Annotated in this window: 13 protein-coding genes; 6 read left to right on the top strand and 7 right to left on the bottom strand. The window is 49.8% G+C overall.

What is annotated here, in order from left to right:
* Window positions 1-740: 740 nt before the first annotated feature.
* The 5 genes from ST42_RS05925 to gluP all read left to right on the top strand — a co-directional run bounded on the left by ST42_RS05925 (window position 741) and on the right by gluP (window position 8,661).
* Window positions 741-3,521 (top strand): substrate-binding domain-containing protein, encoded by a 2,781-nt coding sequence (locus tag ST42_RS05925; protein WP_082028595.1) that lies wholly within the window; start codon window positions 741-743, stop codon window positions 3,519-3,521.
* Between the two features lie 930 nt (window positions 3,522-4,451).
* The gene (locus ST42_RS05930) at window positions 4,452-5,318 is read left to right on the top strand and encodes a DNA/RNA non-specific endonuclease (protein WP_044072832.1); all 867 of its coding nucleotides are present in this window, start codon (window positions 4,452-4,454) and stop codon (window positions 5,316-5,318) included.
* Between the two features lie 254 nt (window positions 5,319-5,572).
* Complete coding sequence (locus ST42_RS05935; RefSeq protein ID WP_044072833.1) at window positions 5,573-6,358, top strand: Nif3-like dinuclear metal center hexameric protein; 786 nt, start codon at window positions 5,573-5,575, stop codon at window positions 6,356-6,358.
* 7 nt (window positions 6,359-6,365) lie between these two features.
* A complete protein-coding gene (locus ST42_RS05940; RefSeq protein ID WP_022317659.1) occupies window positions 6,366-7,217 on the top strand; it encodes a zinc ribbon domain-containing protein in 852 nt (283 codons plus the stop codon).
* Window positions 7,218-7,413: 196 nt separating this feature from the next.
* Window positions 7,414-8,661 carry a glucose/galactose MFS transporter gene (gene gluP / locus ST42_RS05945; protein ID WP_022317660.1) on the top strand — a complete coding sequence of 416 codons (1,248 nt, stop codon included), beginning with the start codon at window positions 7,414-7,416 and terminating at the stop codon, window positions 8,659-8,661.
* A gap of 151 nt (window positions 8,662-8,812) precedes the next feature.
* On the opposite strand, the gene ST42_RS05950 is transcribed toward gluP, so the two are convergent.
* The 3 genes from ST42_RS05950 to ST42_RS13160 all read right to left on the bottom strand — a co-directional run bounded on the left by ST42_RS05950 (window position 8,813) and on the right by ST42_RS13160 (window position 11,685).
* The gene (locus ST42_RS05950; protein ID WP_022317661.1) at window positions 8,813-9,697 is read right to left on the bottom strand and encodes a carbon-nitrogen hydrolase; all 885 of its coding nucleotides are present in this window, start codon (window positions 9,695-9,697) and stop codon (window positions 8,813-8,815) included.
* Between the two features lie 388 nt (window positions 9,698-10,085).
* Complete coding sequence (locus tag ST42_RS05955; protein ID WP_044072835.1) at window positions 10,086-11,120, bottom strand: agmatine deiminase family protein; 1,035 nt, start codon at window positions 11,118-11,120, stop codon at window positions 10,086-10,088.
* 31 nt (window positions 11,121-11,151) lie between these two features.
* Complete coding sequence (locus tag ST42_RS13160) at window positions 11,152-11,685, bottom strand: peptidase associated/transthyretin-like domain-containing protein (RefSeq protein ID WP_156136968.1); 534 nt, start codon at window positions 11,683-11,685, stop codon at window positions 11,152-11,154.
* Between the two features lie 48 nt (window positions 11,686-11,733).
* Here ST42_RS13160 and ST42_RS05965 point away from each other — a divergent pair, with 48 nt between their 5' ends.
* Window positions 11,734-11,991: a hypothetical protein gene (locus ST42_RS05965; RefSeq protein ID WP_044064769.1), complete on the top strand. Its 258-nt coding sequence runs from the start codon at window positions 11,734-11,736 to the stop codon at window positions 11,989-11,991.
* A gap of 379 nt (window positions 11,992-12,370) precedes the next feature.
* Here the strand turns inward: ST42_RS05965 and ST42_RS05970 are convergent, their stop codons facing one another.
* The 4 genes from ST42_RS05970 to ST42_RS05985 form a co-directional block, all read right to left on the bottom strand.
* A complete protein-coding gene (locus tag ST42_RS05970) occupies window positions 12,371-14,413 on the bottom strand; it encodes an alpha-amylase family glycosyl hydrolase (RefSeq protein ID WP_156139309.1) in 2,043 nt (680 codons plus the stop codon).
* 12 nt (window positions 14,414-14,425) lie between these two features.
* On the bottom strand, window positions 14,426-16,354 hold the full coding sequence (locus tag ST42_RS05975; RefSeq protein ID WP_042518725.1) for a glycoside hydrolase family 13 protein: 1,929 nt from the start codon (window positions 16,352-16,354) through the stop codon (window positions 14,426-14,428).
* Between the two features lie 69 nt (window positions 16,355-16,423).
* Window positions 16,424-18,313, bottom strand: a complete 1,890-nt coding sequence (pulA, locus tag ST42_RS05980) for a type I pullulanase (protein WP_197068918.1) — start codon at window positions 18,311-18,313, stop codon at window positions 16,424-16,426.
* 37 nt (window positions 18,314-18,350) lie between these two features.
* Complete coding sequence (locus ST42_RS05985) at window positions 18,351-20,450, bottom strand: glycoside hydrolase family 97 protein (protein WP_042518766.1); 2,100 nt, start codon at window positions 20,448-20,450, stop codon at window positions 18,351-18,353.
* Window positions 20,451-20,547 lie beyond the last annotated feature (97 nt).

Consider the following 20,547-nt stretch of genomic DNA (forward strand, 5'->3'; position numbering starts at 1 on the left):
GACAGACCGATTCTACCTTTTTACAACAAAGGTACGAAACTGTCTTTAGCAATCATAGTTTTACCTTGATTATTTTGGAGTTTATGCGACTTCGTCGCAATCTTCTGCAAACTTAGAGGTCATTAGGCCGTTCTATGTCATATTTTATAACTGCTTGCAGTCTTTTGCTTTTTATAAGGCGTCTTTTGCTTGTTTTTAATTCGTAATAGCCCGCTATTACTCATTAAAAGACAAACAAAATCCGCTCTTCTAAAAAACAAAATCCAAGCAAGCCCTAATGGTCGATTTGGGTTAAAGCAATGACACTCATCCGCATGAAGGATTTTCAGTAGCCTTGTGGCCGGCCTGTGGTCTGTCTGAAAAGAAGAAATTTTATCGGCAAATGGACTTAATGTGAAAAGAATGTCGTATATTTGCAGAGTGAATGTATTGAAAGTATAAGGATATCTACAATTATCTACGAAGCATAAGAGGAGGTCGTTGTGACGACTGTCATGAATCGGAAAATGCAATTACATTGTGATGGGCGCAATGGGATATCCCCATGTGCTGTTAAGGGGACGTTTTAGGTAAACCGGATTGACGGGGCGAAACATGCTTTTGTTCTGTCAGGGCGATAAGCGCAGAGCTTTGTAATAAGACGCAGACGGAAATCCAATGACAGACTTCCTGTGCTATATATAATAGGTATATAATTGATATAGGTATGTAATTTGATGCGTAAAAGTATTTTTGATATTATGATTCAGAATAAAACAAACTTTGGTCGGAAGTTATCCACTATGGTGGCGGCAGTAATGCTGGCATCAGTGGCTGCAATGTCTCTGGTTTGCTGTTCCGAAAAAACACATAAATATAGAATCGGCATCTCCCAATGCTCCGACGACAGCTGGCGCCAAAAGCAGAACAGTGAGTTCCGCTTCATGAGTTATATCAACGATTCCGTGGAAGTAGACATCAAGTCGGCCAAAGACAACAACGCACAGCAGGCAGCACAGATAGACAGTCTGGTGGACGAAGGCATCGACCTCCTTGTTGTGTGTCCCAACCAGCTCGACGGAGTGACCAAAGCCATTGAACGCGCCTACGACAAAGGCATTCCCGTGATATTCTTTGACAGAACGACGAACTCCAATAAATACACCGCCTTTATCGGTTGCGACAATTATCGCATCGGTTTCGATCTCGGCACATACATCGCCAACCAGCTCAACGGCAGCGGTAGGGTGGTGGAGATACGCGGTCTCGACAACTCCTCGCCGGCCAAAGGCAGACACGAGGGATTCGTGGATGCCCTGAAGAACTACCCCGATGTGAAAATCGTGGCGAGCGAAGGCGCCGACTGGGAACAGACAGGGGCAGAAAAGGCAATGGAGAAGATACTGGCAAAGACCACCGATTTCGACTATGTCTATGCCCATAACGACCGTATGGCGTATGCCGCATACCTCACCATGCGCCGCCACAACCTCTCGGGAAAGGTAAAATTCGTGGGTGTGGACGGACTGCTCGGCAAAGGCGGAGGAGTGGAGATGGTGAACGAAGGTATTCTCGACGCATCGTATCTGAACCCGACAGGAGGACAGGAAGTGGTAGACCTCGCAATGAAGATACTCACAGGCAAGGACTTCAACCGCAGTAACAGCCTCTCTACCACCATCATCACGAAAAACAATGCCGAACTGACACTGATGACCGACCTGAACGCCGAGCAACAGAGAAATATGCTCGAACGGTTGCATAATCAGGTGAACAAATACCAGAGATACAACAGCGGACAGGAACTGTTCATCAGTCTGCTGGGAGTATTACTTGTGCTCCTCATTGCAGCCGTAGTGATGATGCGGAAGAGCAGTATGGCAAAAGGCAAGCTCGCGCAGCAGCTCACCAAACGCAACGAAGAGCTGAACAAGCTCAATACCGAAGTGATAGCGCTCACACAGTCGCGTCTCAGATTCTTTACCAACGTGAGCCATGAGCTGCGCACTCCGCTCACGCTCATCGTAGACCCCGTGGAACAACTCTTCAAAGACGAAAAACTGAGCAAACACGGCAGAAACCTCCTTGTCATCGTGCGCCGCAATGCCAATGCCCTGCGGCGGCTCGTTGACGACATCATGGACTTCAGGAAAATACAGGACGGCAACGTGAAATTGCATCTGTGCAATTTCAGTCTGGCAGAAAAGGTGAGACAATGGGTGAGCGACTTCTATCCTACTGTGGAGAAGAAAAACGTGAACCTCGAGATAAACACAGACAAGTATACCGACAGCGACTTTGTTGGCGATGAGGAGAAGATAAACCGCATCGTCTTCAACCTCGTCAGCAATGCCGTAAAGTTCACTCCTGCCGGAGGAACCGTTATGGTGACGCTGAGCGACATGCCCGACCGTAAGGTGCTTATCAGCGTGAGCGATACCGGCAAGGGAATACCGGAGGAAGACCGCGAAAAGGTATTTGAACGATTCTTCCAGACCGAAGGCACGGAGGGAGGCACAGGCATAGGACTCGCCATCGTGAAGGCATACGCCGAACTGCACGGAGGCCAAGTGATGGTGAGCAGTCATGAGGGACAGGGCTCCAATTTCATTGTGGTGATACCGAGAGAACACGGTGGCGAGCAGTTGGAAGACATGGCTGTGGAGAGTTGTTGTTACACGGTCGATGACGAAGACGCCGGCGCCGGCAATAATTATACGGCAATACCGGCAGATGAAGATGCTGGCGTGAAACACAGTCTGGTGCAGAAAGTGATAGGCGATGACAACAAACCGACGCTGCTCATCGCCGACGACAACAAGGAGATAAGGGATTATATGAAGGCGCTACTGTCAGACTACTATGTCATCATAGAGGCTGCCGACGGCAACGAGGCTCTCAAGATGGCGAGGACATTCCATCCAGACCTCGTCATCAGCGATGTCATGATGCCGGGAATCGACGGACTGGAACTCTGTGCGGAACTGAAACGAAACTCCGCCACCAGTCAGACACCCGTAATCATCGTTTCGGCAAAGGCTCTCGACGAACAGAAGATAGAAGGCTATGAGAACGGTGCCGACTCGTATATCACGAAACCATTCAGTTCGAAACTTCTGAGAACGCGAATAGAAAACCTGCTGAGCAGCCGCCGGAAGCTCAAGGATTCAATCATGGGCATGCAGGATGTGGCAGAAGACCCAGTAGGCATGTCAAGCTCCGACCAGGAGTTTGTGGAACGTCTGCGTCTCATCATACAGCATAATATGGGCTACAGCGAGTTTGGCGTTGAGGCTATAGGCAGAGAAATGGGACTCAGCAGAGTGCAGCTCTATCGCAAGGTGAAGGCAGTAATGGGAATATCTGTAGTAGACCTGCTGCGCAAATCGCGTCTGCAGAGAGCGAAGTCGCAGCTGGAGCATACCGACAAGGGTATAGCCGAAATAGCATACGAGGTGGGGTTCTCCTCACCGTCATACTTCACCAAATGTTTCAAGGACGAGTATGGCATGCAGCCGAGCGATATAAGGAGCGGCAGATGATTTAATGCTGGCTCTCCGTCCTGATTCTTGTCTTATCGCGTCTTATTTGTTGTCTTCTTATTGTGATGTTTTGGATTGCGGTGTCACAAAACGCTGCAGCTTGTCTCATTTCTCTCTATATTTGCATCGGTTATTGATAGTAATTGTGTCGTGATGTTTTATAAGTGAAAAACTATATTTCTGAATATTTCATCATAAAAAAGCTTCGGATAATTACTTTTTATAGTTATAAAATGTTCATTTTGCGCTATTTTTGATACCGTGAACGATTTTTATTATTATATGAAACAAATTTTATACCGCTTGGCGCGCTCTTACGATAACTTTGCAAGCGGAAATAAATATTGTAGATATTGAGAGCGGCAATCTGAGAAGACGCGACGCTCAGAAAAGACTCATTGGCAATCATATTCTATATGATGAAAGCCATATCGCTTTTATTCTCAATCCAATTTGATGAAGAAAAAAACGACCGCCAGTGAGTCTTTTTCAAGATGGTAACACAGCTATCCGCAACGATGATAATGGAAGGAAGGCATTAATGCGGTCGGCGACAAAGATATATAATAGGTTTAGTTTAGTGTTGATGATGTGATAATCATCAGAAGATTGGTAAAAAGGTTAATTTTCAATAGGTAGTAAACAAATCAAGACCAATTTCTTTGGATGGTCCCTTAGCATAGAGAGCTTGCTGGGGGATCATCTTTTTTTATGGTTTACAGAGTGTGACAATTCTGCTTTTTTTTGCACTTCCGTCATTGGTGTATGACGATTTTCCGATTATTATCATTACCTTCGCAGTTGCAAACGAATAGAATGATGGATGTTTTTCCTTCATCCTGTGAAAATGGTGTGGCTATGCCACGGGAGAATAGCCTTTGACCAGACATTAAAGCAACTTAAATAATACAGTTAAAGATATATTTCGAAATGAGAAAACTATTCAGGAAGCAGATACTTCTGCTCACAGTACTTGCCGTCTTCTTCGGATGCACCGCCAACGGCGGTTCGAAAGACATTGTCAAGGGGTTGATTGACGTTGCCACGAAGAGCGGTGTGGCGCAGGATAAAGCGGGGGCGTCGACTGTAGATATTGCGGCTGCTGATCCGGACGGGTTGGAGATACCGGCTCCGCTGAAGGGCGTGAAAGAGCAGATACTCACTCGAAGAGGGTATGCCGTGTCGTATAACGCAGACACGAAACTCCCCAACTGGGTGGCATGGCGTCTCGATGCCAGCAGGCTGGAAGGAGATGTGAAGCGTCCGCGCAAGGCATTTCATGAAGACGAAGACGTGGCAGAACCGAGAGCCACAGACTGGGACTACTACAGTTCAGGCTACGACCGCGGGCACATGTGTCCGGCAGGCGACAACAAATGGGACAAAGAGGCGATGTGGGAGTCGTTTCTGTTCACCAATATCTGTCCGCAGAATCCCAGTCTGAACCGTGGCGACTGGAACGAGATGGAGAATGCCTGCCGCCGTTGGGCACAGCAATACGGCAAGGTGTACGTGGTGTGCGGTCCGGTTCTATATAAAGGCAAGCACAAGACCATCGGCAAGAACAAGGTCGTGGTGCCGGAAGCGTTCTTCAAGGTGGTGCTCTGTATGGAAGGCACTCCGAAGGCAATCGGTTTCATATACAAGAACGAGGATGGCAACCGTCCGAAAGGCGACTATGTGAACAGCGTAGATGAAGTGGAGCGCATCACAGGCATCGACTTCTTCCCGTCGCTTCCCGACGATGTGGAGAAGAAAGTGGAGAAAACCGCAAGTCCCGAAGATTGGGGAATCTGATGTGGTAGCCGATATACATCATTGCATAGCGTGTTTTTGTAACCCAAATTGGTCATCAAAACCGTGGAAATTACTTGTTTTCACCTTGTTGTTGGCTGATTTGGGTTAAAACATATTAATATATAGCGTAATTTCTTCAAGAAATCAGATAGTTTTGCTAATTTTGCACTCTAAAATATTATAATAGGTATATTCCGCATGTCAGCGGTGTGCAACAGGTAAAAGCGGAATGAACATTTTAAAGGCTGTAAAGCGTGAAAATAATAGAAGTGGTTCGTGCCCTTGAGCGTTTCGCGCCTCTGCCCTTGCAGGAGAGCTTTGATAATGCCGGCTTGCAGGTTGGATTGACAGAGGCGGAAGTTTCAGGGGCATTATTGTGTCTTGACGTGACGAGCAGCATCGTTGACGAGGCGATAGAAAAGGGGTGCAACCTCATTGTCTCACACCATCCGCTCATCTTCCGTCCGCTGAAAAGAGTGGTGGGGGCTGACGACGTACAGAGGGCAGTGGCAAAGGCTATCAAGCATGACATCACGATCCTCTCCATGCACACCAACATGGACAATGCCCAGGGTGGCGTAAACTTCAAGATGGCAGAGAAGATGCAGCTCACCGGTGTGAAGTTCTTCACCGAGAAACAGGTGGATGGCATCACATGCGGCAGCGGAGTGATGGGAGAGTTGCCAGGTGCAATGGCGGCAGACGATTTCATCATGATGCTCAAACGGGAGTTCGATGTGGAGTGCGTGCAGTGCAACCAGCTGCTGCGACGCCCTATCCGCACGGTAGCCATCTGCGGAGGAGCAGGGTCGTTCCTCCTGCCGGAAGCGATAGCCGCCGGTGCCGACGCCTTCGTGACGGGAGAGATGCACTATCATGATTATTTCGCTCATGAGCAGGAAATACAGATTGCCGTAATCGGCCACTATCAGAGCGAACAATATACATACGAAATATTTAAATCAATAATCGAGGAGCAGTGTGAAGGAGTGAGATGCGTTGTCACAAGCCAGAACACCAATCCTATAATTTATTTGTAAAAGCAATATGGCTAAAAAAGATCCTACAGATTTGACAGTAGAAGAGAAGTTGGAGACTCTTTACAAGTTGCAGACCACATTGTCGGCCATCGACGAGAAAAGAGCCCTCAGAGGAGAGCTGCCTCTCGAGGTGCAAGACCTTGAGGACGAGATTGCCGGTCTTACCACCCGTGTGGAGAAGATCAAGGACGAGATAGAAGACTTCCAGCAGGCTGTCACCCAGAAGAAGGCTGAGATCGCCGCTGCACAGATAAGCGTGAAGAAATACAACGAACAGCTTGACGACGTGCAGAACAATCGTGAGTATGACACGCTGAAGAAGGAGATTGAGTTCCAGACACTTGAGATAGAGCTTTGCAACAAGAAGATCCGCGAGGCTGCCACCAAGGTGGAGGAGCGCAAGAGCGACCTGAAGCGTGCTGAGGAGCAGATCGACGACCGCAAGCAGGCTCTCGAAGAGAAGAAGAACGAGCTCGACGAGATTATCGAGGAGACACGTGCCGAAGAGGAACGCCTCAGAGACAAAGCCAAGGATCTGGAGATGAAGGTGGAGCCACGTCTGCTCACAAGCTTCAAGCGTATCCGCAAGAACGCCCGCAACGGCCTCGGCATCGTTTACGTGCAGCGTGACGCCTGTGGTGGTTGCTTCAACAAGATTCCGCCTCAGAGACAGCTCGACATCAAGATGCACAAGAAGATTATCGTTTGCGAATACTGCGGACGTATCATGATAGACCCGGAACTTGCCGGAGTGAAGACTGTGGCAGAGGAGGATAAGCCGAAGCGCAAGCGCACTATCCGCAAGCGCACAGTGGTGAAGAAGGAAATGATCGGTGTGCCAGAGGACAGACTGTCGTAAAGATATCGGTTGACGGGTTGACAAATCTATGGATTGAAGAGGAGAAATCCCGGAGGTTCATGAATTTGTCAGCCCGTCAGTTCATATCATCAACTATTGACTATTTATTATTGACCTGTGGCTCGTCAGCTCGTTTGCTTGCCAACTCGTCAATTTGTACTCAACAAACATAAATATATAAACATATTACTAACTTATGGACAATATTCAAAAGAAGCAGGCGCCTAACTATACGTTTGCGCTTATCGTGATGTTTGCCGTGATGTTTCTTATCGGCTTCATCACAACAATGAACAATTCGATGATTGAGTTCTGCAAAGAGGCTTTCGGACTGAAAGACTCTCAGGGACAGTTGGTAAATACAGCATTCTATGGAGCCTATGCTCTCTCTATTCCTCTTGGAATGATGATGAACAAGATAGGCTACAAGAAGACCCTGCTGCTCGGACTCGCCGTTGTGGGCATCGGATTCGTAATCAACTACTTTGGCATTTCGTCGCTGCTCGGTATGGAGACATCGGTGATATATTCCGTGTTCCTCGGCAGCATGTTCATCGTGGCTCTCGGTATCGTGATGCTTCAGCTCGTGGCAAATCCATACGTCATGGTGCTCGGTTCGCCGGAAAAGGGAGCTTTCCGCATGACATTGTCTAATGCCCTCAACTCCGCTGCCACTACTGTGGCACCGGTATTCATCACCTACGTCATCATCGCCGGCAAGGCCAAGACCCCCGATGCAGTGCCCGGACCATATCTCGGACTCGGCATATTCACTCTTATCCTGTGTGTCGTGCTTTTCTTCATGAAGTTGCCGAACATCAACGAGGAGCAGCAGGCAGAAGAGGAGGGCGGTGAGCGCAAGGAGTATAAGAGCAGCGTGTTCAGCTATGCTCACGTGTGGTTCGGTATGCTCGGCATTTTCTTCTATTTGGGTATCGAGCTCGGAGTGCCATCCATGTTGCCTGCTTATTTCAAGAGCAATCCGGAATTGGCAGCCTATGGCACAGCGACAGACTTCCTTCCTTATTATTGGGGCGGAATGATGGTCGGCAGGTTCGTGGGAGCTGCTATTCTCAATAAGTTCAAACCGCGTCGTATCCTCTCCATTTGTCTTTGCTGCGGAGCCTTGTGTGTGGCAGCTTCGTTCTTCCTCACCGGCATCGCTTCTGTATGGGCAATGCTTGCCGCAGGACTCTTCCATTCTGTGATGTGGCCGTTGGTGTTCAACCTCGGTCTGCAGGAACTCGGTCCGCATACGAAGAAGGCATCCGGTATCATCAACCTTGGTGTTGTCGGTGGCGCCACTCTCCCGTTGCTTATGGGATGGATTGTTGACAACCCGGCACTCGGCGTTGGCTATGCTGTGGCAATGATGTTCATCTATTATGTATACGTGTTCTGGTTCTGCAACTTCGGCAGCAAAATAGGACTTAGCAAGAAATAAGGCAGTTTAGAATAATGGCAAAATAAATGACGGGCAGACAGGAAATGAATCCTTGTCTGCCCGTCTTTTATTTTGCGATATCTTTAACCCAAATCGGTCATTAGGACGTTTACTTTATTTTTTTATGACTGCTTGGTTGTAATCCACTTGTCTAATCAATAAACCTCTTTGTTATGTCGCCATATTCATCAATGCGGCGGTCGCGCAGGAATGGCCACCAACGGCGTACCTGCTCACTGTGGCCGAGGTCGATGTCGAGAACGAGACTCTCCTCATCGTCGTCAGAAGCCTGATAGAAGAGTTCGCCCTGTGGACCGGCAACGAACGAACTGCCCCAGAACTGTATTCCCTTTGTCTGTCCCGATGGGTCTGGCTCAAAGCCAACGCGGTTTACTGTCACTACCGGCAGTCCGTTGGCCACGGCATGTCCTCGCTGCACCGTTGTCCACGCCGTGCGCTGGCGCTGTTGCTCCTCTGGTGTGTCGCTTGTTTCATATCCGATGGCGGTAGGGTAGATGAGCAGATCAGCTCCCTGGAGCGCCATCAGGCGTGCTGCCTCAGGATACCACTGGTCCCAGCATACGAGCACTCCGAGTTTTCCCACTGAAGTCTGTATCGGATGGAATCCCAGGTCGCCGGGAGTGAAATAGAATTTCTCGTAGTATGCCGGATCGTCAGGGATGTGCATCTTGCGGTATTTGCCCGCTATCGTTCCGTCTTTCTCTATCACCACGGCGGTGTTGTGGTAGAGTCCTGCAGCTCTCTTTTCGAAGAGCGATATCACCATCACCACTCCCAGGCGGCGTGCCAGTTCACCGAAGAAGTCGGTAGACGGTCCGGGTATTGTCTCCGCGAGGTCGAAGTTGTTCACATCTTCCACCTGACAGAAATACAGGGAGTTGTGCAGCTCAGAGAGGATGATCAGTTCGGCGCCACGTCTGGCGAGGTCTGTCACGTTCTCCTCTATGGCTTTCATATTTTCAATGATGTCTGCAGTCTTCTTCTGCTGCAGAATTCCTATTCTTAGTTGGCTCATATTGTTATTTTGTATTTAGTTATCTTTTTTGTTGCCTTGCTTAGATTTCAAGGGCTTAGATGACATTCCATTTTGTTACCTTGCATATCCAAGTGCTTTCAGAGGCATGCATACCATTCCCTCCCCTACGGGGGAGGACAGGTGGGGGCTGCTGTCATAGGTATTCATTGCCTGGCAATCATTATCAGCCCCCTCTCGTTCTCCCCCGTAGGGGAGATGCAAGTTACTCCGTTGCTGTTTTCCTCTGAGGTTACTCTGCTTGTCATTTTCATCAGCTGCCTTCACCGGTCATTACTATCTGTCCCTCCCCTACGGGGGAGGACAGGTGGGGGCTGCTGTCAGCAGAATAACATGACTTGGTTTCGCCCGTCAGAGACTCTTTCCCTGTCTATTTGAAATACTGCATTGAGCAGCAGTGCAGCGAACCATGCTGTCTCACCACCACGCTGCTGTCTATGCCAATCAGTTCCCTGTAGGGGAAAGCCTCTGCTATGACGCGTCGTGCCTCCTCGTCGTTTTCAGGTTGGTTGTATGTAGGATAAATCACGGCATCGTTTATGATGATGAAGTTGGCGTATGTGGCAGGCAGTCGTTCACCGTCCTCATACATCGCCTCCGGCATCGGCAGCTTCAGCAGACGGTATGGTCTGCCGTCGTCGGTGCGCAGCGTGGTGAGTTGTTCTTCCATGCGGTGCAGCTCGTCGTATTGCTCATCCTCCTTGTCGTCGCATCCCACATACACCAGCGTGTCGTCGGGTGCAGTGCGCACCAGCGTGTCGATATGTCCGTCGGTGTCGTCGCCTGTTAGATGTCCGTAGTCTATCCATACTATGCGGTCGGCACGTAGCGACTCCTTCAGCCGCTTCTCTATTTCCTGTCGCGAGAGAGGTTGGTTGCGGTGGGGGGCAAGCAGACAGCAGCTTGTGGTGAACACCGTTCCCTTGCCGTCGCTCTCTATCGATCCGCCTTCGAGCACGAAGTCGTTGTGGTCTTCATACCGTCCTTCCACGATGCCGTTTTCATACAGACTGCGGTTGATGGAATTGTCGAGGGACGCTTCGAATTTCTCGCCCCATCCGTTGAAGCGGAAGTCGAGCAGCGTGAGAGGGCCGTCTTCAGCATTCCTCTCTTTCAGCGAGATGAAGGCGTGGTCTCTTGCCCATGTGTCGTTGGTAGGACACTGGTGTAGCGTCACCCTTTTCATCTGCTCTTCAGAAAGTCTGCCGCATAGCATCCTCTCTACCTCCTTCGTGTCGGGTGCCACGATAATCAGCGGTTCATATCTTGTTATGGCATCCGCCATCTCCACATACGTGTTGTTTATCTCGTCGAGACAATAGTTCCAGTCCGTGTCCTTATGAGGCCACGTCAGTTGCAGTGCCCTTTGTCTTTCCCATTCAGCGGGCAGGTATAGGTTGTTCATGCAATGATGTTTTTTTCCTGTTATATATGGGTTAATAATTATCCAATATCTGTTTGCGCTTCTGTTTCTTCACCTCCTTTTTGTGTTCTATGCTTCGCTGTATAGGGTTGGTGATGAGTTTCAGCAGTCCGAGAATGTCGAAACCATTCGTCGGCTTTATGCCAAGCAATTGTTTGTCGATTGTTGTCATTCTTGTGAAATCTCTTATTTTTCCCCTCTTGCCGTATACCACCACTTCGTTGAGCATCCTTGCCGATGGCAGCATGAACACCGTGTCGGTCAACTCCTTGTGGTTCAACACCCTCTTTTCGAAGTTCGGATGATAGAATGCCACAGTCTGGAATTTCTCCGGCAGTTGGAATGTACCGTCCCATGGAGTCTTTATGGTACTGTCGTTGTCGCATTTCACGAACACGTTTCTCAGCGGTTGTTTCGTTGAGGCATCTATTACGATACCCTTCCGTTGTGCCGAGGCATGACAAACGATGGTCAGCATCCATAAGGTCGTTATCCATCTCGCCACCGCCATGCCGTGTTCTGACTCAATGTTTCGTAATCCGTTCATATCTCCATCAGGTTCAGAAAAGTTGTCTACAAAGATAATGCAAACCGAATGCAAAATGAAATAAATGGATTTATTTCTTTTGCTGAGGTGCCGCTTATCTTATACAAAGATAATGCAAACCGAATGCAAAATGAAATAAATGGATTTATTTCTTTTGCTGAGGTGCCGCTTATCTTATACAAAGATAATGCAAACCGAATGCAAAATGAAATAAATGATTTTATTTCTTTTGCTGAGGTGCAGTTTATTTTATACAAAGGTAATGACATTTCTCTATCCTTTGGCAATCCCACACCAAAGTTTTAAGCAATATTTTGGCATTTTATATCATATTATTGCTGTCCGGTGAAACTCCAAAGTGCAATAATAAAAATTACATTGAACCCAAATCGGTCATTAGGCCGTTTAATGTATAATTATAATAACTGCTTGCAGTCTTTTGTTTTTTATAAGGCGCCTTTTGCTTGTTTTTAATTCGCAATAGCTCGCTATTACTCATTAAAAACCAAACAAAATCCATCTTTCTAAAAAGCAAAATCCAAGCAAGCCCTAATGACCGATTGGGGTTGAACGGCCTAATGACCGTTTGGGCATAAAATACCCCAAACCAACTGTTGCAGCTGATTTGGGGTAATAGGAAGCCGCTTGTGAAAAAAGGCGGCAATAATTGCTACAGTAGCCAAAATCACTTCACTACCTTCTTGCCGTTCACGATGTATATTCCAGATGGAAGACCTTGGGTTGCCTCGCCGGCAGAAACATGACCGGAGAAGGAGCGCAGCGTGCGACCGTCGAGAGAGACTACGGTGGTAGACTTTGCTATAGGCATGATGGCGGTTGACGGAACCGCGATTCCGGAATACTGAGATGTCACGTTGGCAACCTTGTAGTGGCCGTTGCTGTCTTTCTCTGGCGTTATTTCGAGATAAGTGGTGGCATTGACGTTCTGGATGTTCTCAGTCTGAGACTTGCCGTTGTCGGTGCTGAACACGAAGTTCACGTAGTCGTCTATGCTGTTCATGGTATAGCCCAGTGAATACCATGTCTTTCCATTCTCCGTCACCGTTGTCGTCACATTGTCGCCAGGCCATTTTTGTATCGTTGGGTTGTGGCTTCCGTCGCCGCCCCACGACCATACGTTCATTGCGGTCCAGCCCACTTGGTCGGCATTCACGTTCACCGTTATGGCATAAGGCGAGAAAGCCTTGATGGAGTAGTGGCGCTCCGTGATGCCCGTCACGTTGCCGTCAACGAGCAGTCCAGCCTTGAGAGTTACGTCGCCCTCAGGCAGTGCCACCTCATATCCGCTTTCAGCCACGCTGCTGTTGGCTGTCGGAGCAGTACCGTCGAGAGTGTATACAATCTTGGCGTTGTCGTTTGTAGAAATGGCGCGCAGCAAAGCCTTCGGTGTGTCATGATATTCCCCCGATGGCAGGTCTATCCATGCCGTCTCTCTGTTTCTCTCCAGAAAGTAGCGATAGTGGTATCCCTCTGTGGCGAGCGCCCATGTAGTGTTGTCGGCAGTATAGCTGTTTGCCGATGTACCCACGGCAACATGAAGTCGTCCGTTAGTACCCGTGGTCGTGAACACATAGCGTGCCACGGTGCTTACGTTGCGGTTCCATGCGCTCTGGTTCGTGATGCCTGTGAGGTTGCGCAGCAGAATCATGTTCTTTATCTCCCGTTTGTGGTCAATCCAGTGTTTCATGAACACACACGGCGTTCCCGGCATGGCGAGGATATAGGCGTTGGCAGCGAGGGTGTCCTTCTTGATAGGATCCTGCTGCTCCGATTCAGACCGCTTCTCCGTGTCGTGGTTTTCAACAAATGTCACGGCATAACGGCAGTAGTCGCCATCCGTGGCAAGTCCACCGTTGTCGAGCTTTGTCCAGTTGCTGTATGCCGTGGCGTCGCGAACGGCATATCGGGTGGGGAAGTCGAATGCCGCACTCTGTATCTCACCATTCTGGGTGGTACCATTTATCCAGTTTTCCACATTTTGCTTGTTGCCGTCGAAATATTCGCCTACCGAGAATGCAGGCTTTGCCGCAGTGTTGTAGATACCGGTGAATTTGGCGTCGTAGCCCTTAACCATATCGTAGCGCACTCCGGAATACCCCAGGTCGTTGAGTAGGAAGTCGAGATAAGCCTTGACGTTGTTCTGCACGTTGCTGCTGTTGTGGTCGAGGTCTCTGGCAAAGTCGACACCCTCTCCCGTGTCGTTGTTGTCACTCAGATTGTAGCCGTTCTCCTTAGCCCATGTAGCGGTCTTTCCGCTGCAGTCATCCTTGCAGATGTCGGTAGGCAGCAGCTGGTATGTCACTCCCTTGTAGGTTTCCTTCGGGAAGTCAACCCAGTTTGTTAGCGTCTTCCTGTGGTTTATCACCACATCGGCAATGGTGCCCAGTCCTTTCTGTTTGAAGGTGGATATCATAGAGCGCAGTTCCTCTTCAGAACCGAATGCGCTCTTGTAGTTGTCAAACCAATAGAGATCGTCGTATCCCATGGATTCACCTCCGCAGTTGCCGCTTTGCGGAATCCATATCAGGTTGAAATACTTAGACAGTTCGTCGGCCTGTGTCTCGAGTTTTTTCCAGTTTGAGGCGTCGTAGCTGTTCCAGTAGAATCCCTGGAGCATCACGCCTTGATGATTTGTAGGCCATCCCTGTGCCATGAGCATGGATGGGCATGCTATTGCAGCGATGGCAGTAATTAGTTTCTTGTTCATGGGGAATTGTGTTTATTTATTTTCAAACTCCAGAATCATTGTGCCACGAGGTGAGAGCGTTACATCCTTCGTGATGTCTATCTTTCTGTTTGTCAGAATGTTTGTGGCTGTTTGTGCTTCGTTTATCACTTCGGCATAACGCTCCACATGGAGTTTCTTTTCATGGCTTGTGCCGTTTAACACGGTCATCACCACCTTGTTGCCCAATGTGCGGGCAATGACATAGATGCCGTCGTAAGGGATGAACTGAGTCTGTTTGCCTTTTGTTATCACGTCGTTGCCGTTGCGCCAGTGTAGCAGACGACTTGTCCAGTTGAACATTGCGTTCTCCTCCTTCGTGAGTCCCTCTTTGGTGAAAGCATTGCGCTTGTCGCCGGCAAAACCGCCAGGGAAGTCGCGGCGCACATTGCCGTCGGTCACCTTCTTCGAGCCGTTCATCAGCACCTCCGTACCGTAGTATAGCTGTGGAATGCGGTTGATGGTGAGCAGCAGGGCGAGAGCCTGTTTCAGTTTCAGAGTGTCCTGACCCTCTCCGAGGAATCTGTCAGTGTCGTGGTTCTCGATGAATGCCATCACGTGTGACGGGTCATTGTAGAGATAGTCGTAGCAGAGCGAGTTGTAGATGCGGTTGAAACCGTTCCACCATCCGTCGGTCTCTTCGTTTTTGGCAAGATTCAGTCTGTCGAAGAAGCTGAAGTCCATCACCGTCTTCAGATTAGAGTTGATGTCGCTGAGTTTCGAGTCCTTCTGCCATGCCGCTGTGTATGCCGGTTCTGTCACCCATGTCTCTCCCACGGTGTTGAAGTTAGGATATTCCTCGTTGAGCACCTCCATCCATTTTGCCATTGCCTTGCGGTCGGCATATGGGTAGGTGTCCATTCTGATACCGTCGATGCCCACTGTCTCTATCCACCATTCGCTGTTCTGGATGAGGTAAGTTATTACGTGGCTGTTGCGTTGGTTGAGGTCGGGCATCGAAGGCACGAACCATCCGTCAACGGTCTCCTTCATGTCCACCTGGCTGGCGTATGGGTCGAGCACCGGAGTCAGCTTATAGCTGGTCTGCAGGTATTTGTCGTTCACCTGAGCCGCACCGTCTATAGTCTTCGTTTTCTTGTTGTTTGCCTGATTCTCAGGACTCAGCCATTCAGGATAGTTGAACCAGTCGGCAGAAGGCATGTCCATCACCCAGGGATGCTCGAATCCGCAGTGGTTGAAAATCATGTCCATCACCACCTTCAGTCCCTTTTTATGAGCGTCGGCAACGAGCCTGCGGTAGTCTTCGTTGGTTCCGAACCGTGGGTCCACCTTATAGTAGTCTGTCGTGGCATATCCGTGGTATGTGCTCTGTTTGCCGTGGTCGGGAGAGTTGTTCTCAAGCACCGGAGTAAACCACAGTGCCGTTACTCCCAGCTGGTTGAAATAGTCCAGATGCTGGCGAATGCCCTCCAGGTCGCCGCCATGACGGAGGCTCGGTTCGTTGCGGTTGATTGAGTAGGGATTCATCCCCTTGATCTTGCTGTTGTCTTTACCGCTGTTTGCGAAACGGTCTGGCATGAGCATATAGAGCACGTCGGCATTAGAGAAACCCTTGTGGTCTTCACCCTTCTGCATCCTCTCGTTGAGCGAATATTTCACGGTCTGCGCCTTGCCTTTGGCAGTCTGGAACTTCAGGTTCATCACTCCCGCCTTGGCATCCTTCACGTTCATATATATGAGGAGATAGTTAGGGCTGTCGAGGCGCACCAGACTGTCGATGCGTACACCGGGGTAGTCGGTGGATACGTTGGCAGATCTCACGTCCTTGCCGTATACCATCAGTTGCACCTGTGGGTTTTTCATTCCCACGAACCAGTTTGTCGGTTCAATTCTGTCTATTTTTGAAGCCGCACTCATTGTTAATGTTGTGCCCAGCAATAGGGCTGCTATTATCTTTTTCATTAGTTTGTTATTTTTAGTTGACGAGTTGACAAGTAAACGAGTCGATGAGTAAACGGATTTACAGGCATTCTACTTTCTGTAAATCACCATTGCCTGTTGTCCACCCACGGTAGCTTTCTGACCGGTTATGCTGCCAAGTCCGTTGACGTCCACCTTTCCGTTGTCTACTACCACGGTATATTCCCCTTCAGGCACGTTGATGTCTGTCGGCTGCTTGTTGGCGTTCAGAATCACTATGATGTCGCGCCATGAGTCGCCACCGGCATTATCGTTGAGGCTGAAAGCCACCACTCCCTTGGGAGCATCGAGAAACGACAGATGCTTTCTCACGAGATCGGCATTGGCAAGTCTGAAAGCCGGATGACTCTTGCGTAGAGCTATCAAACCGCTGTAATAGTCGAACACCTGTGGGTATCGCTTCAGATTGTTCCAGTCGAGGTGGTTGATGCTGTCAGGCGACTTGAAACTGTTGTGTACCCCTTTCTTGTCGCGCAGCATTTCTTCACCGCAAAGAATGAACGGCACACCCTGAGAGGTGAGCACCGCAGTCTGAGCCAAGAGGTCCAGACGGATAAGCTCATCTTCCGTTATTCCCGGTATGCTCGATCTCAGTCGGTCGGTGAGACACAGGTCGTCGTGGCAGCTCACGTAGCTTACCATCTGAGTGGGGGAGTTTGTCCATGCCTCCTTGCTGTAGTTCACACGCGTCATGTCAATCTGCGGATGACTGATTGCTCCCACGATGCCAAACTTGAGGCTCTCCTCCATATCAGGCATTCCGGCAAGGAATCCACCCTTATGGTCGTCGCTGAACGGACCGCGCAGTGCGTCCCTCATATCGTCGCAGAAAGCACCGATGCCGTTCAGCTGACGTGTGTTCGCCTTCATCGCCAGTTTGTCGGTAGGGTAGGCACAGCTGCCGGCGCTCCATCCCTCACCATATATATATATGCTTGGGTCTATCTGGTCTACGGCAGCACGGATATCGTTCATCGTCACGATGTCGTGTACACCCATGAGGTCGAATCTGAAACCGTCGATATGGTATTCGTTCACCCAATATTTCACGCTCTCCAGCATATACTCCCTCATCAGCGCCTTTTCAGATGCCGTCTCGTTGCCGCAGCCCGAACCGTCGGAATACTTACCGTCAGCCGTCTTGCGATAGTAGTAGTCTGGATTGACGCGCTGGAAGTTGCTGTTCTTGATGTCGAACGTGTGGTTGTATACCACGTCGAGTATCACTCTGATGCCAGCCCTGTGTAATGCCTGCACCATCTGTTTGAACTCCTTTATTCTCACCGTCGGTGAATACGGGTCGGTGGAATAGCTGCCCTCAGGCACGTTGTAGTTCTTCGGGTCGTAGCCCCAGTTGTATTGCGGCGTGTCGAGTCTTGTCTCGTCCACCGAGGCATAATCGAACGATGGCAGGATATGGATGGCGTTCACACCGAGTCTCTTCAGATATTCTATTGCTTTAGGGTCGGTTAGCGCCAAGAACTTACCCTTGTTGCCGAGTCCCGACGACGGGTCGATGGAGAAGTCCCTGTGGTGCAGCTCGTAAATCACGAGGTCTGCCGGCGATGCCAATGCCGGTCGTCTGTCTTCGTTCCATCCTTCAGGGTCGGTAGACGGCATGTTTACCACGGCACCACGGTTTCCGTTCACTCCTACAGCCTTGGCGAAGAGTCCGGGACACTCACCGTTGCCGGTGTCGAAGGTATAGAACAATCCGTTCAGGTTGCCTTTCACTACAGCCTCCCAGACGCCATCGCCATTGCTCTTCATCTTCACAGTCTTCATGGGTTTTCCGCCTTCTCCATCCTTGTAGATGCGCAGAGTGGTCTTATAGGGCGAGTTGAGTCTGAACACTGTCTTGTCGGCTGAGAACGACATCTCGTTGAATATCCCCTGAGCCGACATCGGCAGAGAGAGGACTCCCATAATGCAGCCCGTCATAGCAGTTCTTATATTAACCATACTTCTCGTTCTTTAGTTATTTCTTAGCCATAATAGACACGGCGAATCCGCCACCTCTGGCTTCCCTGATCTTCAACACGTCGCCACGTTTTACCGTGCGCTTGGTGATGCGGTAAGCCTTCGGATTCTTCTCATAGTCAGCGTCGGCAGCATCCTGATAGATGGTGCATTCGTATTTCTTTCCTTTGTCCAGGAAGTCGAGCTTCACCACGGCGTTGCGCGCCTCTTCGCCAGTCTTGCCGCCGACAAACCAGTTGTCGGTACCTTTTGCCTTGCGGGCCACGGTGATGTATTTTGCAGGTTCAGCCTCAATGTATTTAGAGTCATCCCAGTCGCATGCCACGTCGCGGATGAACTGGAAGGCATCATCGTATTTCTCGTAGTGTTCAGGCAGGTCGGCAGCCATCTGCAGCGGACTGTACATCACGAGATACAGCGACAGCTGTCCGCAGAGCGTGGAATGTACGAAACTCTGGTTCTGGCTCCATTCAGAGAGCTTCGTCTCGAAGATGCCAGGAGTATAGTCCATCGGTCCACCCTGCAGACGGGTGAATGGCAGCATCACCGTGTGGTAAGGCACGCTTCCGCCGAAAGCTTCGTATTCAGTGCCCCTCGCACTCTCGTTGCCCACGAGGTTAGGCCATGTGCGGCATATACCCGTAGGACGTGTCGCCTCATGTGCGTTCACCATGATATGATGCTTGGCAGCCTCTTCCACCACGCGCTGGTAGTGGTTGTTCATAATCTGACTGTAGTGGTATTCGCCTCTCGGAATGATGTCGCCCACATATCCCGTCTTCACGGCGTCGTAGCCATATTTGTTCATCAGCTTGAAGGCATCCTCAAGATGACGTTCATAGTTGATTGCAGAAGCCGAAGTCTCATGGTGCATCATCAGCTTCACTCCTTTAGAATGGGCATATTCGTTGAGTTCCTTGATGTCGAAGTCAGGGTATGGCGTCACGAAGTCAAAGACGTCGAGCTTCTGATGGCCGAACCAGTCCTCCCAGCCGATGTTCCATCCCTCAACGAGAACCTCCTGCAGTCCGTTCTTTGCAGCAAAGTCTATATACCTCTTCACTTCAGCTGTGGTAGCTCCATGAGTGCCGTTCGGCTTGCATTTGGAGTAGTCGGTTTCGCCAAGGCGCACTGAAGGATAGTCGTTGGTGTAGCTCCAGCTCTTTCTGCCGACTATCATGTCCCACCACACACCGCAGTATTTCGTAGGATGAATCCACGACGTGTCCTCAATCTTGCAAGGTTCGTTCAGGTTGAGCGTTAGTTTGCATGACAGCATGTCACGGGCGTCGTCGCTCACGAGCACCGTTCTCCACGGCGTGTTGAAAGGCGTCTGTATGAATCCCTTCATGCCCACGGCGTCAGGAGTGAGCCATGACTCGAATGTCAGCGTCTTCTCGTCGAGGTTGAGGTGCATAGTAGGATAGTCGAGGCAAGCCGCCTCGTGGATGTTGATATACAATCCGTCCTTGGTCTTCATCTGCAGCGATGTCTGCACGCCTGTATCAGAGAACACCGTGGTCGATGAGTTGCTCTTGTATTTCTCGCGGTCGCGGCGTATGATGTCCTTGATGCCGGTGAGCGGAGTGATCTGGTATTCATATTCCTGTGTGTCGTAGTCGCCGGGAATCCAGTATGCCGTGTGGTTGTCTGCCATAGCAAACTGTGTGTGCTCCTCCTTTATCACGAAATAGTTCAGTTCCTCCTGCTGCGGGAACTCATATCTGAGTCCCATACCGTAGTCATACACGCGGAAGCGTATTTTTATGTTGCGTTTCGATGAAGGCTGGTTGAGGCTCACCTCCATCTCGTTGTAGTGGTTGCGTATCGTTGCCGTTTCTCCCCACACCGGTTTCCATGTTTCGTCGAAGGTGGAAGTCTTGTGTCCGGTCTCCTTGAAACCCTTCATGAGGTCGGTCTCCTGCATTCCCTTTGAGGCATGTTTGTCTTTGGCGAGTTCCAGTCCGAGATGCGACGGCTTGCACACCGTCTTTCCCTTGTATTCCATCTCGTAAGTAGGCTGTCCGTCGTTGGTAAGCGAGAATTTCACCGTCACGTTACCGTTCGGTGAACTCACCGTCTGTGCCATTCCAATCATCGGCAATAATGCGATGGACAGCAGCGCGCTTCTCAGACCGCTGTAGTTTGATGCCGCCGGAAAGAAATCCAGCGGACTATATGTTGACTTTTTCTTT

The sequence above is a fragment of the Prevotella pectinovora genome (assembly GCF_000834015.1).
Taxonomy (GTDB): Bacteria; Bacteroidota; Bacteroidia; order Bacteroidales; family Bacteroidaceae; genus Prevotella; species Prevotella pectinovora.

Bases quoted from the DNA above. Each gene is read 5' to 3' on its own strand.
- ST42_RS05925 (WP_082028595.1), top strand. From the start codon at position 741: ATGATTCAGAATAAAACAAACTTTGGTCGGAAGTTATCCACTATGGTG.
- ST42_RS05985 (WP_042518766.1), bottom strand. From the start codon at position 20,450: ATGATTGGAATGGCACAGACGGTGAGTTCACCGAACGGTAACGTGACG.
- ST42_RS05955 (WP_044072835.1), bottom strand. From the start codon at position 11,120: ATGAACAACCTATACCTGCCCGCTGAATGGGAAAGACAAAGGGCACTG.
- ST42_RS05970 (WP_156139309.1), bottom strand. From the start codon at position 14,413: ATGAACAAGAAACTAATTACTGCCATCGCTGCAATAGCATGCCCATCC.
- ST42_RS05930 (WP_044072832.1), top strand. From the start codon at position 4,452: ATGAGAAAACTATTCAGGAAGCAGATACTTCTGCTCACAGTACTTGCC.
- ST42_RS05965 (WP_044064769.1), top strand. From the start codon at position 11,734: ATGCAAAATGAAATAAATGGATTTATTTCTTTTGCTGAGGTGCCGCTT.
- pulA (WP_197068918.1), bottom strand. From the start codon at position 18,313: ATGACGGGCTGCATTATGGGAGTCCTCTCTCTGCCGATGTCGGCTCAG.
- gluP (WP_022317660.1), top strand. From the start codon at position 7,414: ATGGACAATATTCAAAAGAAGCAGGCGCCTAACTATACGTTTGCGCTT.
- ST42_RS05940 (WP_022317659.1), top strand. From the start codon at position 6,366: ATGGCTAAAAAAGATCCTACAGATTTGACAGTAGAAGAGAAGTTGGAG.
- ST42_RS05975 (WP_042518725.1), bottom strand. From the start codon at position 16,354: ATGAAAAAGATAATAGCAGCCCTATTGCTGGGCACAACATTAACAATG.
- ST42_RS13160 (WP_156136968.1), bottom strand. From the start codon at position 11,685: ATGAACGGATTACGAAACATTGAGTCAGAACACGGCATGGCGGTGGCG.
- ST42_RS05950 (WP_022317661.1), bottom strand. From the start codon at position 9,697: ATGAGCCAACTAAGAATAGGAATTCTGCAGCAGAAGAAGACTGCAGAC.